This is a genomic window from Amycolatopsis sp. NPDC052450 (assembly GCF_044547565.1).
Taxonomy (GTDB): domain Bacteria; phylum Actinomycetota; class Actinomycetes; order Mycobacteriales; family Pseudonocardiaceae; genus Amycolatopsis.
Window position 1 is genome coordinate 1 of the sequence record NZ_JBIUAQ010000049.1, and the last position, 13,812, is coordinate 13,812.

The window sequence follows — 13,812 nt, forward strand, 5'->3', positions numbered from 1 at the left end:
ACGGACAATCCGGCTGGAAAGTCCACATAGCACCAGATGGGCGACCCGAGTTCATCCCACCGCAATACCTCGACCCGCTACAAACCCCACGCCGCAACACAACCCACCGCTGAACCCGAGGAGCCCGCCGACCACCACCGGCGACGGGCCCCTCGGCATGCCCAAGTGCCAAACCCGACGGCACCGCTACAGCGCTCTCGCCGCGCCTCCGGCCCCCAGAGCGAAACGCTACTGCGGTTGCTGCTGCTGACTCGGGAGCGTCCCGGCCGCCATCCGCCGCGCCACGTCCTTCCGCAGCCACAACAGCCACAGCCAGATTCCGAGGAAGACCACCCCGAGGATCGCCACGGCGGGCAGCGCGACGAAGAACGCGATGAGCGCGACCTGCAGCACCAGCACCGCGGGCACCGCCCACGGCTTCTTCAGGAAGCCGCACAGCGCGATCAGCGCGACCGCGATCACGATCACCGACCAGCCGGTCAGCGAGCCGACACCGCCGCCGAGTTTCGCCACCACCGGCAGCGCCAGCGCGACGGTGATGCCCTCCATGATCAGGGAACCGGCCATCACCCCGCGGAAGGACTTCATCGGGTCCTTGGCGGGCGGTTTCGGGGTCTCGTCGGTCACGCCGGCTCCTTACCGAACAGGGTCCTGGCCTCGCCCGCGGTGACGACCGAGCCGGTGACCAGCACGCCGCCGCCCGCCAGGGGCTCTTCGGGGTCGTCGCTCTGCTCGACGAGGCCGATGGCGGTCTCGATCGCGGCGTCCAGGCTCGACTCGGCGACGACGCGGTCTTCGCCGAAGATCGAGATGGCGATGTCGTTGAGTTCGTCGAGCGGCATCGCGCGCGGGGACGAGTTCTTGGTGACGACGATCTCGGAGACGACCGGTTCGAGGGCGTCCAGGATGCCGCGGGCGTCCTTCTCGGCCATCACGCCGACCACGGCGACGAGGCGGCGGAAGGCGAACTCCTCGGCGACGGTGGTGGCGAGTGCCTTGGCGCCGTGCGGGTTGTGGGCGGCGTCGAGCAGCACGGTCGGCGCGGCGCGGACGCGCTCCAGCCTGCCGGGGGTCTCGACCTCGGCGAAGGCCTCGCGGACGGCTTCGACGACCAGCTGCCTGTCCTTGCCCGCGCCGAAGAACGCTTCGACGGCGGCCAGCGCGAGCGCGGCGTTGGCCGCCTGGTGCGCGCCGTGCAGGGGCAGGAAGATCTCGTCGTAGACCCCGCCGAGCCCCTGCAGCTTCAGCATCTGACCGCCGACGGCGATCTCACGCTCCATCACGCCGAACTCGCTGCCCGCGCGGGCGACGCTCGCGTCGACCTCGATGGCGCGTTCCAGCAGGATCTTCTGCACTTCGGGGTCTTGATCGGCGATGACCGCGACGCTGCCGGGCTTGATGATCCCGGCCTTCTCCACCGCGGCCTTGGCCGGAGTGCCGCCGAAGTACTCGACGTGGTCGACGCCGATCGGTGTGATGACGGCGACGTCACCGTCGGCCACGTTCGTGGCGTCCCAGGAGCCACCGAGGCCGGTTTCGACGACCGCGGCTTCGACGGGCGCGTCGGCGAAGGCCGCGAACGCCATCCCGGTGAGCACCTCGAACTTGCTCATCGGCACCGCGTCGGGTCCGCCCGCGTTGTCCACCATGGTCACGTACGGCGCGACGTCGCGGTACAGGTCGACGTACGCGGCGGCGGAGATGGGGGCGCCGTCGAGCGCGATCCGCTCGGTGACCAGCTGCAGGTGGGGGCTCGTGTACCGGCCGACGCGCAGGCCCATGCGGGTCAGCAGCGCGTCGATCATCCGGGTGGTCGAGCCCTTGCCGTTGGTCCCGGCGACGTGTACCACCGGGTAGCCGCGGTGCGGTTCACCCATGAGGTTGACCAGGGCCGCGATCCGGGCGAGGGACGGCTCGATCTTGGTCTCGGGCCACCGCTGGTTCAGTTCGGCTTCGACGGCGAGCAGTTCGCGGCGCGCCTGCTGTCCGTTGGGGTCGGCCGGGGCGAACTCGTCGCCCTGGTCGTCCAGTTCGTGCAGTTCCACGTCCTCCGGGGCGACGAGGTCCGGCACGGGGCCGAGCGCGAGGTTGTCCCCCAGCTGCCCGATCCCGCCGATGCCGCCCCGCGAACCGCCGCCCGCCTGGTACGCGGCGTCGGGTGCGTCCAGATCCGGGTCGGTGTCGTCGGACGGATCGTGGGCGCGGGCCCCCAATTCGTCGACACCGGCGAAACTGTCCAGATCTGCCAGGTCCGGGGATTCCTTGAAGTCTTCGGAATCCCGGCCGTCACCTCGCGGCACGAACTCTCCTCTTACCCTTGCTGCCTGTCGGACCGAGTCTACGTGCGGCTTTTCCTGGCACTCTCGACGCATGGGGTTCAACCACAACGACCACTACCATCCGCTGCTGCTCGACCAGCTGCCTCCCGGTCCCGGCGTGGCGCTGGACGTGGGCTGCGGCGGCGGACGGTTCGCGCGGCGGCTCGCGGCGACCGGGATGCACGTCGAGGCGATCGACCGGTCCGCTTCGATGATCGACCTGGCCCGCGCCGCCGGCTCGCCGGGCCCCGGCACGATCTCGTACCGGCAGGCCGACGTCGTCACCGAGAAGCTGCCGGAGGGCGCGTACGACTTCATCTCCTGCCTCGCGTCACTCCACCATGTGCCGTTCGACACGGTCACGAGGCTGCGGGACGCGCTGGTCCCCGGCGGTGTCCTCGCCGTGCTCGGCCTCGGCAGACCCAGCACTTTCGCCGACTACGCGCGCGCCGTCGTGGCGTCGCCGGTCAACGCGCTGGCCAGGGTGATCGTGTACGCGGGCGACCGGCTCAACGGCGGGATCGACCCGCTGCCGACCGCGCCGATCGTCGAGACGTTCCCGCCGATGAGCCGCGTCCGGCGCGACGCGGCCCGGCTGCTGCCGGGCAGCAAGGTGAGGAATCTTCTCTTCTACCGCTACCTCCTGGTCTACCGCAGGCCGGAAGACGATCACCCGGTCTGACAGCCCAAGCGGGTGAAACCGGCGCTCGTCCACCCGATCGGCGGCGCCGGGCGGGCCGGATCCGGTTCATTTTTGAGAGGCCATCCAGTCCGGAGATCGGGGTCCTCATGCGCTTAAGACGTGTCCTGTTCGCGGCCGTCTCGACCGTCGTCCTGCTGATCGGCTCGGCCACGGCGGCCACCGCCGCCGAGCGGTCCTACCGGAATTACGTCGCGCTGGGTGATTCCTACACCTCCGGGCCGCTCATCCCGCTTCCGCGCCTCGACCCGCTCTTCTGCGGCAAGTCGACGCAGAACTACCCGTCGATCCTCGCCTCGGCGCTGCGGGTGCGCTCGTTCACCGACATCAGCTGCGGTGGCGCCGACACCACGAACATGACGCAGCGGCAGCGGGTGACCCTCGGCAGCAACCCGCCGCAGTTCAGCGCGCTGCGCGCGAACACCGACCTGGTCACCGTCGGTATCGGCGGCAACGACTACGGCGTCTTCGGCACGCTGGTCGGCACCTGCCCGTCACTGCGCGCGAGCGATCCCACCGGGAACCCGTGCCAGGACAGGTACACCGTCGACGGCGTCGACACCATCAAGGCCAAGATCGCCGACACCGGCAAGAACGTCGAGAGGGTGCTGGCCGGGATCCACGCCCACTCGCCGCGCGCCGACGTGCTCGTCGTCGGCTACCCGCGGATCGCGCCGGAATCCGGCTACTGCCCGAAGATCCTGCCGTTCGCCGAGGGCGACTACGCCTGGCTCAACGACGTCGAGAAGGCGTTGAACTCGGCGATCGAGAAGGCCGTCGCCGCCGACGGCAAGGCGACCTTCGTGGACACGTTCGGCCCGTCCGCCGGACATGACGCCTGCGCGCCGAACGGTGCCGCGTGGATCAACGGGCAGCACACGAAACTGCTCGCCGCGGCGGCGTACCACCCGTACCGCACCGGGATGGTGGGGGTGGCCGGAGTCGTCCTCCGACACCTCCGCTGAGCCACCGCACGTGCAATGAAGGGGCCTTTCATAGCAAATTTTGCTATGAAAGGCCCCTTCATTGCATAAGAGGTTCGACGCCGGGCCATCGGAAGCGCTGAAGGAGCCCGCCCCGCTCACTTGACCGGCGATGTCACGTGATCAGGCGGACGACACGCGTGATCCGGCGGACGACACACGTGACTGGATGGACGACACGACCGCGGCCCGGGGTCAACCACGAGCCGTCCGGCCAATCACGCGTGTCGTCCGGCCAATCACGCGTGCCGTCCCACCCAACACGCGTGTCGTCCGTTCAATCACGCGTGTCGTCTGTCCGCACACCGGCAGTAGATACGCCGCCCTTACCACTCACATTGGTCAGGAGGCGGGCAGCGTCGCCAACCGGGCGTTGATGCGCTCGATATCGGCCACCGCGGTCTCCTTGCGGGCCCGGATCTTGCCGATCACCGGCTCCGGCGCCTTGTCGATGAAGGCCTGGTTGCCGAGTTTGGCCTCGGCCTGCGCCAGTTCCTTCTCCGCCACGCCGAGGTCCTTCTGCAGGCGCTTGCGCTCGGCGGCGACGTCGATCGTGCCGGACAGGTCCAGTTCGACGGTGACGACACCGGCCGACAGCCCGACCTCGAGCGACGCGCTCGGCGCGAAGCCGTCTTCGGGCTGGGTGAGCCGGACCAGCGCGCGGATCGGCTCGTCGTGTCCGGTGATCTCGGCGAACCCGTCGCCGGACAGCCGCGCGGCCACCTTCTGGCTGGGCTTGAGGCCCTGGTCCGCGCGGAACCGGCGGACCTCGGTGACCAGTTTCCGCACGTCCGCGATCCGCTTGTCCGCCACGGCGTCGGCGTACGAGGAGTCCGCCACCGGCCACGGGGCGATCACCAGCGACTCGCCGCCGGTCAGCGCCGTCCACAGCTTCTCGGTGATGAACGGGATGAACGGGTGCAGCAGCTTCAGCACGGTGTCGAACACGTGCCCCAGCACCGCGCGCGTCGCCGTCACGCGGGCTTCGTCGCCTTGGAAGACCTGGACCTTCGACAGCTCCAGGTACCAGTCGCACAGCTCGGTCCAGGTGAACTGGTAGAGCGTGTCGGTGGCCTTCGCGAACTGGTAGTCCGCCAGGTAGCCGGTGACCTCGTCGACGACGGTGCCGAGCCTGCCGAGGATCCAGCGGTCCGCCTCGGTGAGTTCGGCCGGGGCGGGCAGCGGGGCGTTCGCGTCCGCGCCGTTCATCATCGCGAACTTGGTGGCGTTCCAGAGCTTCGTGGTGAAGTTCCGGGAACCCGCGACCCACTCCTCGCCGATCGGCACGTCGGTGCCCGGGTTGGCGCCACGCGTGAGGGTGAACCGCAGCGCGTCGGTCCCGTAGCTGTCCATCCACTCGATGGGGTCGACACCGTTGCCCGCGGTCTTCGACATCTTCTTGCCGAACTGGTCGCGGACCATGCCGTGCAGCGCGATGGTCTTGAACGGCGCCTCGCCGGTGGCGTAGAGGCCGAACATCATCATCCGCACGACCCAGAAGAACAGGATGTCGTAGCCGGTGACCAGCACCGACGTCGGATAGAACTTGTTCAGGTCCGGGGTCTTCTCCGGCCAGCCGAGGGTGGAGAACGGCCACAGGCCCGACGAGAACCAGGTGTCGAGCACGTCCGGGTCCTGGGTCCAGCCTTCGCCGGAGGGCGGCTCCTCGTCCGGTCCGACGCAGACGACCTCGTCGTTCGGGCCGTACCAGACCGGGATGCGGTGGCCCCACCACAGCTGACGCGAGATGCACCAGTCGTGCAGGTTGTCGACCCAGTCGAAGTAGCGCTTCTCCATCTCCGGCGGGTGGACGTTCACCCGGCCGTCGCGCACCGCGTCGCCGGCGGCCTTCGCGAGCGGGCCGACCTTGACGAACCACTGCAGCGAAAGCCGCGGCTCGATCGGCTCCTTCGAGCGCTCCGAGTGTCCGACGCTGTGCAGGTACGGACGCTTCTCCGCGACGATGCGGCCCTGCTCGCGCAGCTTCTCCCGCACCGCGACACGGGCCTCGAAGCGGTCCATGCCGTCGAATTCGGTGCCGGTGCCGTCGATGCGGCCCTGCTCGTCCATGATCGTGATCATCGGCAGGTCGTGGCGCTGGCCGATCTCGAAGTCGTTCGGGTCGTGCGCGGGCGTCACCTTGACGGCGCCGGTGCCGAACTCCGGGTCGACGTGCTTGTCCGCGACGATCGGGATCTTCCGCCCGGTCAGCGGAAGCTCGACCTCGGTGCCGATGAGGTGCGTGTAGCGCTCGTCGTCCGGGTGGACCGCGACGGCGGTGTCGCCGAGCATCGTCTCCATGCGGGTGGTGGCCACGACGATCGCGTTCTCGCCGTCGCCGTAGCGCATGGAGACGAGTTCGCCCTCGACCTCTTCGTGCTTCACCTCGGCGTCGGACAGCACCGACCGCAGCTCCGGCGACCAGTTGACCAGCCGCTCGGCGCGGTAGATCAGGCCGTCGTCGAAGAGCTTCTTGAAGATCGTGTTGACGGCCTTGGACAGGCCGTCGTCCATGGTGAACCGCTCGCGCGACCAGTCGACACCCTCGCCGAGGCGCTTCATCTGGGCGAGGATCTTGCCGCCGTGCTCGTTCTTCCACTGCCAGACGCGCTCCACGAAGGCCTCACGGCCGAGCTCGCGGCGGCTGGTGCCCTCGGCGCGGAGCTGCTTCTCGACCAGCGCGTGGACCGCGATGCTCGCGTGGTCCATCCCCGGCAGGTACAGCGTCTCGTCGCCGAGCATGCGGTGGTAGCGGGTGATGGCGTCGATCAGGGTGTGCTCGAACGCGTGCCCGATGTGCAGCGAACCGGTCACGTTCGGGGGCGGGATGACTACCGTGAACGGCGGCTTGTCCGACGTGGGGTCGGCCGTGAAGTAGCCGGCGTCTACCCAACGCTGGTAGAGCGAGGCTTCTTCGTCGGCCGGGTTCCAGGCACCCGGAAGGTCGGTCTGCTGCGGCTGGGCGTTCTCGGTCACAGTTGACAAGTCTACGAACCCTCTCCAGCGAGTTCCTCACCGGCCGTAACGCCCGCCGTTCCCAGCCGATGAGGGGATGTCGTCACGCACTGGGGGAAGGCGGGCTCTTGGAAGACCGGCAGCTGGAGACGCATCCGGATCTGTTGGATCCGGAATGGCGCAAGCGGGCCGAACGCGACGCCCGGCTCGGCGCGAAGCAGGACCTCAAACGGCGGCGGAAACAGCGGCCGCGCCGCCGGTTCCGGATGTCCCGGTGGCACGTCGTGGTCCTGTTCCTGGTCATGACCGCGGCCGTGCTCGCGGCCGCGGTGGTGGTCGTGAACCAGATGCGGGGAAGCTCCAGCGCCGGACAACCTCCGAGGGTGGCTCCGGTGCTCAGCGGCGTCGACCTCGCCCGCCCTTTCGACCGCACCCCCGCGGCGAACTGGCGCGAAGGCGTCGCCGGGATCACCGTGCCGCCGGGGCAGGCCGTCGGCGGCTTCACCGCGCAGGAGGTCGACGCGGCGTATCAGACGGTGACGAAGGCCATCGCGGCCGCACGGCTCGGCTCACGCGCGTTGCAGGACCACGACGGTTCGGAACTGCTCGCCCTGCTGGCCCCGAACGAGCGCACCCGGCTCGAACAGACGCTCACGAGCGGTCCCACCCTCGAAAAGGATCGGTACTTCACCCTCATCGGAGCGAAAGGGCTGTCGCAGGTGCCGCCGCGCATGACCGGGTCACTCACGGCGAAGCCCGGCGGCAAGGGCGAGTTGATCGTCCACGCGAGTTACGCGGTCGCCTACGCCTTCGACGCGCGCCCGGACGAGGCCCGGTCGCCGATGGACATCGTCCCGTTCGTCCGCGAGGAGCAGGACTACGTGATCCGCAAGGCTCCGCCGTTCGCGAAGGCCGACGCCGGGCTCAGCATCGGGGAAGGTTCGGGCTACAACTCACGCATGGCCTGCGACGCGATCAAGACGGGCATCCTCGCGCCCCAGTACGCTGACAAGGACAGACCGGTCGTCGGCGTACCCGTCGGTGACGATGCCGCTGCCTACGACCCGACGAAACCCCTGCCGTCGCTGGACACCTGCGGGTAGCGGGCCGAAACACTGGGGAAGAGGACGAGATGGACGAAGAGGACCGGCGGATCGAGACCCATCCGGACCTGGTCGACCCGAACTGGCAGAAACACGCCGAGCTGGACGCCTGGCTGGGTGCGAAGAAGGAACTCAAGAAGAAGCGCCGTAAGCAGCGCAAGGCGGCGGCCTCCGGTGGCGGCTACCGCGAGCCGGGTTCGAGCCGGTGGCCGGGCATCGCCGCGATCGCCGTCCTGATCGTGCTGGTCGTGCTGGTCGTGGCCGCGGTGACGGTGAACGCGGTGCAGGAACGCGGGGTCAACGAGACGCCATGGTTCCCGCTGGACGAATCGCAGATCACCCGGCTCGTCACTGACGCCTGACCCCCTCGGTCGCGCGCGGAAGCGGCAAGGCGCACGATGGGGTCATGACCCGCGAAGCACCCGCGAACGACGTTGACGAGACACAGCTCGAGGTCGGGAAACCGAAGAGCTGGGCGGCCGGGATCCCCGGGGTCGCCGTCTCCCTGATGCGCGGCATGGAGCAGATGGGCGCCGCGCGCACGGTGAAGACGCTGCGCCTGCTGAACCAGCGCGACGGTTTCGACTGCCCCGGTTGCGCCTGGCCGGAGCCGCGCGAGGTCGACGGCGAGCACCGGAAGCTCGCGGAGTTCTGCGAGAACGGTGCGAAGGCCGTCGCCGAGGAGGCGACGAAACGCCGGGTCGGCCGCGAGTTCTTCGCCGAGCACTCCATCCACGATCTCGCGGACAAGACGGACTTCTGGCTCGGGCAGCAGGGGCGCATCACCGAGCCGTTCGTCCTGCGCGAAGGGGCCTCGCACTACGAGTCGATCTCCTGGGACGACGCCTTCACCCTGGTCGCGGATGAGCTCCGCGCGCTGCGGAACCCGGACGAGGCGATCTTCTACACCTCCGGCCGCACCAGCAACGAGGCCGCGTTCCTCTACCAGTTGCTCGTGCGTTCCTACGGCACGAACAACCTCCCGGACTGCTCCAACATGTGCCACGAGTCGTCCGGCGCGGCCCTCGCGGCCACGACCGGGATCGGCAAGGGCTCGGTGTCGCTCGCCGACATCCACAAGGCCGACCTGATCGTGGTCGTCGGCCAGAACCCCGGCACCAACCACCCGCGCATGCTGTCCGCGCTGGAGGAGGCCAAGGGCAACGGCGCCAAGATCATGGCGGTCAACCCGCTGCCCGAAGCCGGCCTGATGCGGTTCAAGAACCCGCAGAACGTCCGTGGCGTGATCGGCAAGGGAACCCCGCTCGCCGACGAGTTCGCGCAGATCCGCCTCGGCGGCGACCTCGCGTTGTTCCAGGCGATCGGTCATCTGCTGTTGAAGTGGGAACAGGAGACCCCCGGCACGATCGTCGATCGCGCGTTCGTCGAGTCGTCCACCGAGGGCTTCGAGGACTACGCGAAGCATCTGCGGGAGATCGACTGGGCCGAGGTCGGCGCCGCGACCGGGTTGCCGCGTGAGCAGATCGAGCGGCTGGCGCGGATGATCGCGACTTCGGAGCGGACCATCTACTGCTGGGCGATGGGTCTGACCCAGCACAAGCACGCGGTGCAGACGATCTCCGAGATCGCGAACCTGGCGCTGGTGCGCGGCATGATCGGCGAGCCGGGCGCGGGCCTGTGCCCGGTGCGCGGGCACTCCAACGTCCAGGGCGACCGGACGATGGGCATCTGGGAGAAGATGCCGGAGTCCTTTATGGACAGTCTTGACGCCGAGTTCGGCATCAAGGTCCCCCGGGAGCACGGCTACGACACGGTCGCCGCGATCCGCGCGATGCGGGACGGCAAGGGCAAGGTCTTCTTCGCCGTCGGCGGCAACTTCGCCTCCGCCACCCCGGACACCGAGCTGACCGAGAAGGCGCTCAAGTCGTGCTCGCTGACCGCGCACGTGTCGACGAAGCTCAACCGCTCGCACGTCGTCCCCGGCAGGACCGCGCTGATCCTGCCCACCCTCGGCCGCACCGAACGCGACGTCCAGGCCGGTGGCGAGCAGTTCGTCACCGTCGAAGACTCGATGTCGCAGGTGCACACTTCACGCGGCAGGCTGGCCCCGGCCAGTGACAAGCTGCTCTCCGAGGTCGCGATCGTCTGCCATCTCGCGGAAGCGCTGTTCGGCCCCGGACATGCCGTGCCGTGGCGGGACTTCCACACCGACTACGACCTCATCCGCGACCGGATCGCCCGTGTCGTCCCCGGTTGCCACGACTACAACGCCCGGGTGCGCGAGCCCGACGGCTTCGTCCTGCCGCACGCGCCGCGCGATTCCCGGCAGTTCAACGGAACCGCCAACGGCAAGGCGAACTTCACCACCTCCGAGCTCGAGTACCCGCGGGTGCCCGAAGGCAGGCTGCTGTTGCAGACGATGCGCAGCCACGACCAGTACAACACCACGATCTACGGTCTTTCCGACCGCTACCGCGGCATCGAGGACGCCCGCCGCGTGGTGCTGGTCAACCCCGAAGACCTGGTGTCGCTCGGGCTGACCGACGGCGCGATGGTCGACCTCGTCTCGGAATGGCGGGACGGCGACCGCCGGGCCCCGCGATTCCGGGTGGTCTCCTATCCGACGGCGAAGGGCTGCGCGGCGGCGTACTTCCCCGAGGCGAACGCGTTGGTGCCGCTGGATTCGGTGGCGGACAAGTCGAACACCCCGGTGTCGAAGGCGATCGTGGTGCGGCTGGAACCGGTGGACTGAGTCAGTTCTGTCGGACCCTCCCGCTAGGTTCGCGTCATGGAAGCTGGGGAGATCGCCCGCGAGATGGCACGCCTTCTGCGGGAGAGCACGCGTTCGGCCGAGTTCACGGGCGCGGTACTGCGGATCCACAACACCGGCGGCGGGCTCTCCATCCAAGCGGAGACGACGAGCGGCCGGTACCTGGATCCCGACATGACGGCGCTGGGGGACTTGTTCCGCCCCTTGCCACCGTCGATCTACGAGGTCCGGCTGACCCGCACCGGCGAGTACTCCTTTGTCGCGACGCCCGATGTCGGTACCACGTCTCCGGCGTGGCTCGTCTTCGATGAGGACTTCCGCTATCCGGCGCACCCGCTGCCGGGTATGCCGCTGCCCGAACGGTCCCTGCCGACCGGTGCCCCCACCGATCCGGCGGTGCTCGCGCGGATCACCGCCCTCATCGCGGAGTTCTCCGGGCTGTACCAGGGAATCAAAGGCCGGGCACCGGATTGGGAACCCGGGTGCACGGAAGCCGAACTCGCCGAGGCCGAAGCGCGGATCGGCGCACGGCTGCCCGAAGACCTTCGCGCGCTGTACCGCGTGACGGCCTGGGACAAGGACGAGACCGGGCTGCTGGGCAGGTACGCTCACGACCCGCTTCACCGTCTGATCGAGTACTACCTTGACGGCGCCCCCGGTTCCCACGGCTGGCAGGACCGGGTCCACGACGAGGGCGTCGTCTTCGAGACCTCGCCCGCCGGCCGGGTGAAACGGTTGTCCCGCAACGACTGGTGGATCACCTTCGGCAGTGATCACGCCGGTGATTTCCTCGCGGTCGACCTCGATCCGGCCGCGCACGGTACGAGCGGCCAGGTGCTCGAATACGGGCGCAACGTCTGGGGTCCCATCCGGTTCGTCGCGGGATCGATCACCGGCATGCTGGAAGAAGTGGTCCGCGCGCTGCGAGCCGGCGAGTACGAGGACGACCCTGACGAGGCGGAGGAACCAGGTGTCTTCGTGGACGCGAACTTCCACGACGAAGGGGGTCGCACCCACGACCAAGTCCTGAACGAGACGACCGATCTCGGCGGGGTGGAAAGCCCGGAACTGGTCCAAGAGCTGTATCTCAACGATCCCGGCTCGGTGGATCTCGCGATCCTGAACCCGCTGTCGTCACTGCGTCATCTGCGGGTCAATCGTGCCGAGTCCGTCGTCGCGAACCTCTCGGTGTTCCCGGTACTCGAAGCAGCGAGCATCGAATCCTCGAAGGTGGATCTCACCGGGCTCGCCGGGCACGCCACCCTGTGGAGCCTTTCGCTCGCAGGGGTGACGCATCCGATCGACTTCGGCCCGTTGACGAAGCTCCCGGGGCTGATCAGGCTCGGGCTGGCCGGACTCGACGTCCCCGAACTGCACCGCCTCGGCGAACTGACCTCGGTGCGGGTGCTGACCCTCGACGCCGGGCAGGTCCACGAACTGCTGGGATCCGCGGTCACGCTGCCGCCGCTGGCCGCGATCCAGATCACCGGCGGTGCCCCGCTTCGGGAGGTCGTCGACCTGCGCCGGAAACTGCGGCCGGACCTCCCCGCGCCGAAGATCCTCGAAGCCTCCGGCACCTTGGACTGAGGCTCAGTCGATGCATCCCGCGGTGTCCGGGGTGATCGGCTGGTCGCCCTGCGCGGGCGCTCCCCCGCCCGCCGACACGCCCGGTCCTTTGTAGACCTGCCCGAGGACGACCTCGATGGTTCCCGCCGCGACCGAATCGGCTTTCTGGACGTCCAGTCCACCGAGCAGTTTCGCGACCTCCGCCGCGGGCCCGGCCGCGTCGCTGTACCGGACCACGGAGGTACGCCGCCCGGCTTCGGCCTTCGTGTCGCCCTTGCCGAAACCCTTCTCCGCCAACAGGTCCGAGATGCGGGCGGCGAGACCGTCCTTGCCGCTCGCGTTGACGACGTCGACCTTGGGGCCGGCGGGTGCCTGCGACGACGCCGCGGGTTGCGCGCCGATCAGCGAGGCGGCGAACGCGCGCACCTGGGCGGGGTCCACCTGCACGGCGGTCCAGGTCGGGTGCCGGGGGTCGTAGCGGTAGTCGGGGTTGACCACCGGGATCGTCTCGAAGGCGATGCCACCGCCGGAGACCCCGCGCATCTGCCGGACGAAGTCGAGCAGATTCCACGAACCGTCGAGCACCACCGAACGCTTCACCGCGTCGATCAGATCGGACACCCGCGCCGGGTTGGCCAGGGTCCCGCCGGACAGCACCTTTTGCGCCAGTCCGGCGAGGAAAACCTGCTGACGGCGGACGCGGTCGAGGTCGCTGCGGGGCAGGTTCTTGCGCTGGCGGACGAAGGCGAGCGCGTCGGCGCCCTGGATCGTCTGCCGTCCGGCCGGGAAGTCCGCGCCCGAATCCCGGTCCTTGGTGGCCTTGTTCAGGCACACCTCGACCCCGCCGACGGCCTTGCTGATCTCGTAGAAGCTCAGCAGGTTGACCTCGGCGAAGTGATCGATCTTGACGCCGCTGAGCTCCTCGACCGCTTTCAGGGTCGCCTTCCGTGCGGCGGTGATCGCCTGCTTGTTGATCTCGGCCTTGTCGGTCTTGCCCGCCGCGCGCTGCTCGTTCGCCGAGGCGAACTTGGTCCGGCCGAAGATCTCGTTGATCTTGCTCTTGTCCTTCGTGCCCGGCTGCGCGACCCACGAGTCACGCGGGATCGAGAACGCCTTCACGGCCTGCTGCCCGTTGGGGATGCGGAGCACGATGAGCGTGTCGGTCAGGTCGTCGCCGTTCGCCCCGGCCCGCAGTTCGCGCAGGATCTCCGGCGGGAGCGGCCGGTCCTGGTTGTCGGTCCGCGCGTCGCGCCCGACCAGCAGGATGTCCAGCGAACCGTCGGCGGGCTGTTCTCCCGGGTCCGGCGCTTCGATCACGTCTTCGCGGGTGACGCCGTCGAGCGACTCCAGCGTCGTGTATCCGTACGCGGTCCCGCCGAACACCGCCACCGCCATCGCGGCGACCAGGACCTTCCCCAGCTTGTGCACGTCCCTAAGACGCACGGGAGGCCGTCAT

At 69.0% G+C, this 13,812-nt stretch carries 10 protein-coding genes; 6 read left to right on the forward strand and 4 right to left on the reverse strand.

The window, feature by feature from the left end; all coding sequences use genetic code 11:
• Positions 1-228: 228 nt before the first annotated feature.
• Together ACIHAO_RS40935 and ACIHAO_RS40940 are read right to left on the reverse strand one after the other, a co-directional pair.
• Positions 229-627 carry a DUF4233 domain-containing protein gene (locus tag ACIHAO_RS40935; protein ID WP_276368303.1) on the reverse strand — a complete coding sequence of 133 codons (399 nt, stop codon included), beginning with the start codon at positions 625-627 and terminating at the stop codon, positions 229-231.
• Positions 624-2,300, reverse strand: coding sequence for a bifunctional folylpolyglutamate synthase/dihydrofolate synthase (locus ACIHAO_RS40940; RefSeq protein WP_396567385.1), 1,677 nt, complete (start codon positions 2,298-2,300; stop codon positions 624-626). Before ACIHAO_RS40940 ends, ACIHAO_RS40935 begins: the two co-directional genes overlap by 4 nt.
• A gap of 70 nt (positions 2,301-2,370) precedes the next feature.
• On the opposite strand from ACIHAO_RS40940, the gene ACIHAO_RS40945 reads away from it, so the two are divergent.
• Positions 2,371-3,000, forward strand: coding sequence for a class I SAM-dependent methyltransferase (locus ACIHAO_RS40945; RefSeq protein ID WP_396567387.1), 630 nt, complete (start codon positions 2,371-2,373; stop codon positions 2,998-3,000).
• Between the two features lie 107 nt (positions 3,001-3,107).
• Positions 3,108-3,983, forward strand: coding sequence for an SGNH/GDSL hydrolase family protein (locus tag ACIHAO_RS40950; RefSeq protein WP_396567389.1), 876 nt, complete (start codon positions 3,108-3,110; stop codon positions 3,981-3,983).
• A gap of 360 nt (positions 3,984-4,343) precedes the next feature.
• Here the strand turns inward: ACIHAO_RS40950 and ACIHAO_RS40955 are convergent, their stop codons facing one another.
• Positions 4,344-6,977, reverse strand: coding sequence for a valine--tRNA ligase (locus tag ACIHAO_RS40955; RefSeq protein WP_396567391.1), 2,634 nt, complete (start codon positions 6,975-6,977; stop codon positions 4,344-4,346).
• 107 nt (positions 6,978-7,084) lie between these two features.
• Here ACIHAO_RS40955 and ACIHAO_RS40960 point away from each other — a divergent pair, with 107 nt between their 5' ends.
• Genes ACIHAO_RS40960 through ACIHAO_RS40975 form a run of 4 tightly spaced genes read left to right on the forward strand, consistent with a single transcriptional unit; the run spans position 7,085 to position 12,377 of the window.
• A complete protein-coding gene (locus tag ACIHAO_RS40960) occupies positions 7,085-8,059 on the forward strand; it encodes a hypothetical protein (RefSeq protein WP_396567393.1) in 975 nt (324 codons plus the stop codon).
• Between the two features lie 29 nt (positions 8,060-8,088).
• Positions 8,089-8,421 carry a hypothetical protein gene (locus ACIHAO_RS40965; protein ID WP_396567395.1) on the forward strand — a complete coding sequence of 111 codons (333 nt, stop codon included), beginning with the start codon at positions 8,089-8,091 and terminating at the stop codon, positions 8,419-8,421.
• A gap of 44 nt (positions 8,422-8,465) precedes the next feature.
• Positions 8,466-10,772 carry an FdhF/YdeP family oxidoreductase gene (locus ACIHAO_RS40970; protein ID WP_396567397.1) on the forward strand — a complete coding sequence of 769 codons (2,307 nt, stop codon included), beginning with the start codon at positions 8,466-8,468 and terminating at the stop codon, positions 10,770-10,772.
• A gap of 36 nt (positions 10,773-10,808) precedes the next feature.
• Entirely contained in the window at positions 10,809-12,377 is a 1,569-nt protein-coding gene (locus tag ACIHAO_RS40975; protein WP_396567399.1) for an SMI1/KNR4 family protein, read from the forward strand.
• 3 nt (positions 12,378-12,380) lie between these two features.
• Here the strand turns inward: ACIHAO_RS40975 and ACIHAO_RS40980 are convergent, their stop codons facing one another.
• Entirely contained in the window at positions 12,381-13,784 is a 1,404-nt protein-coding gene (locus ACIHAO_RS40980) for an LCP family protein (RefSeq protein ID WP_396567401.1), read from the reverse strand.
• Positions 13,785-13,812: the final 28 nt, after the last annotated feature.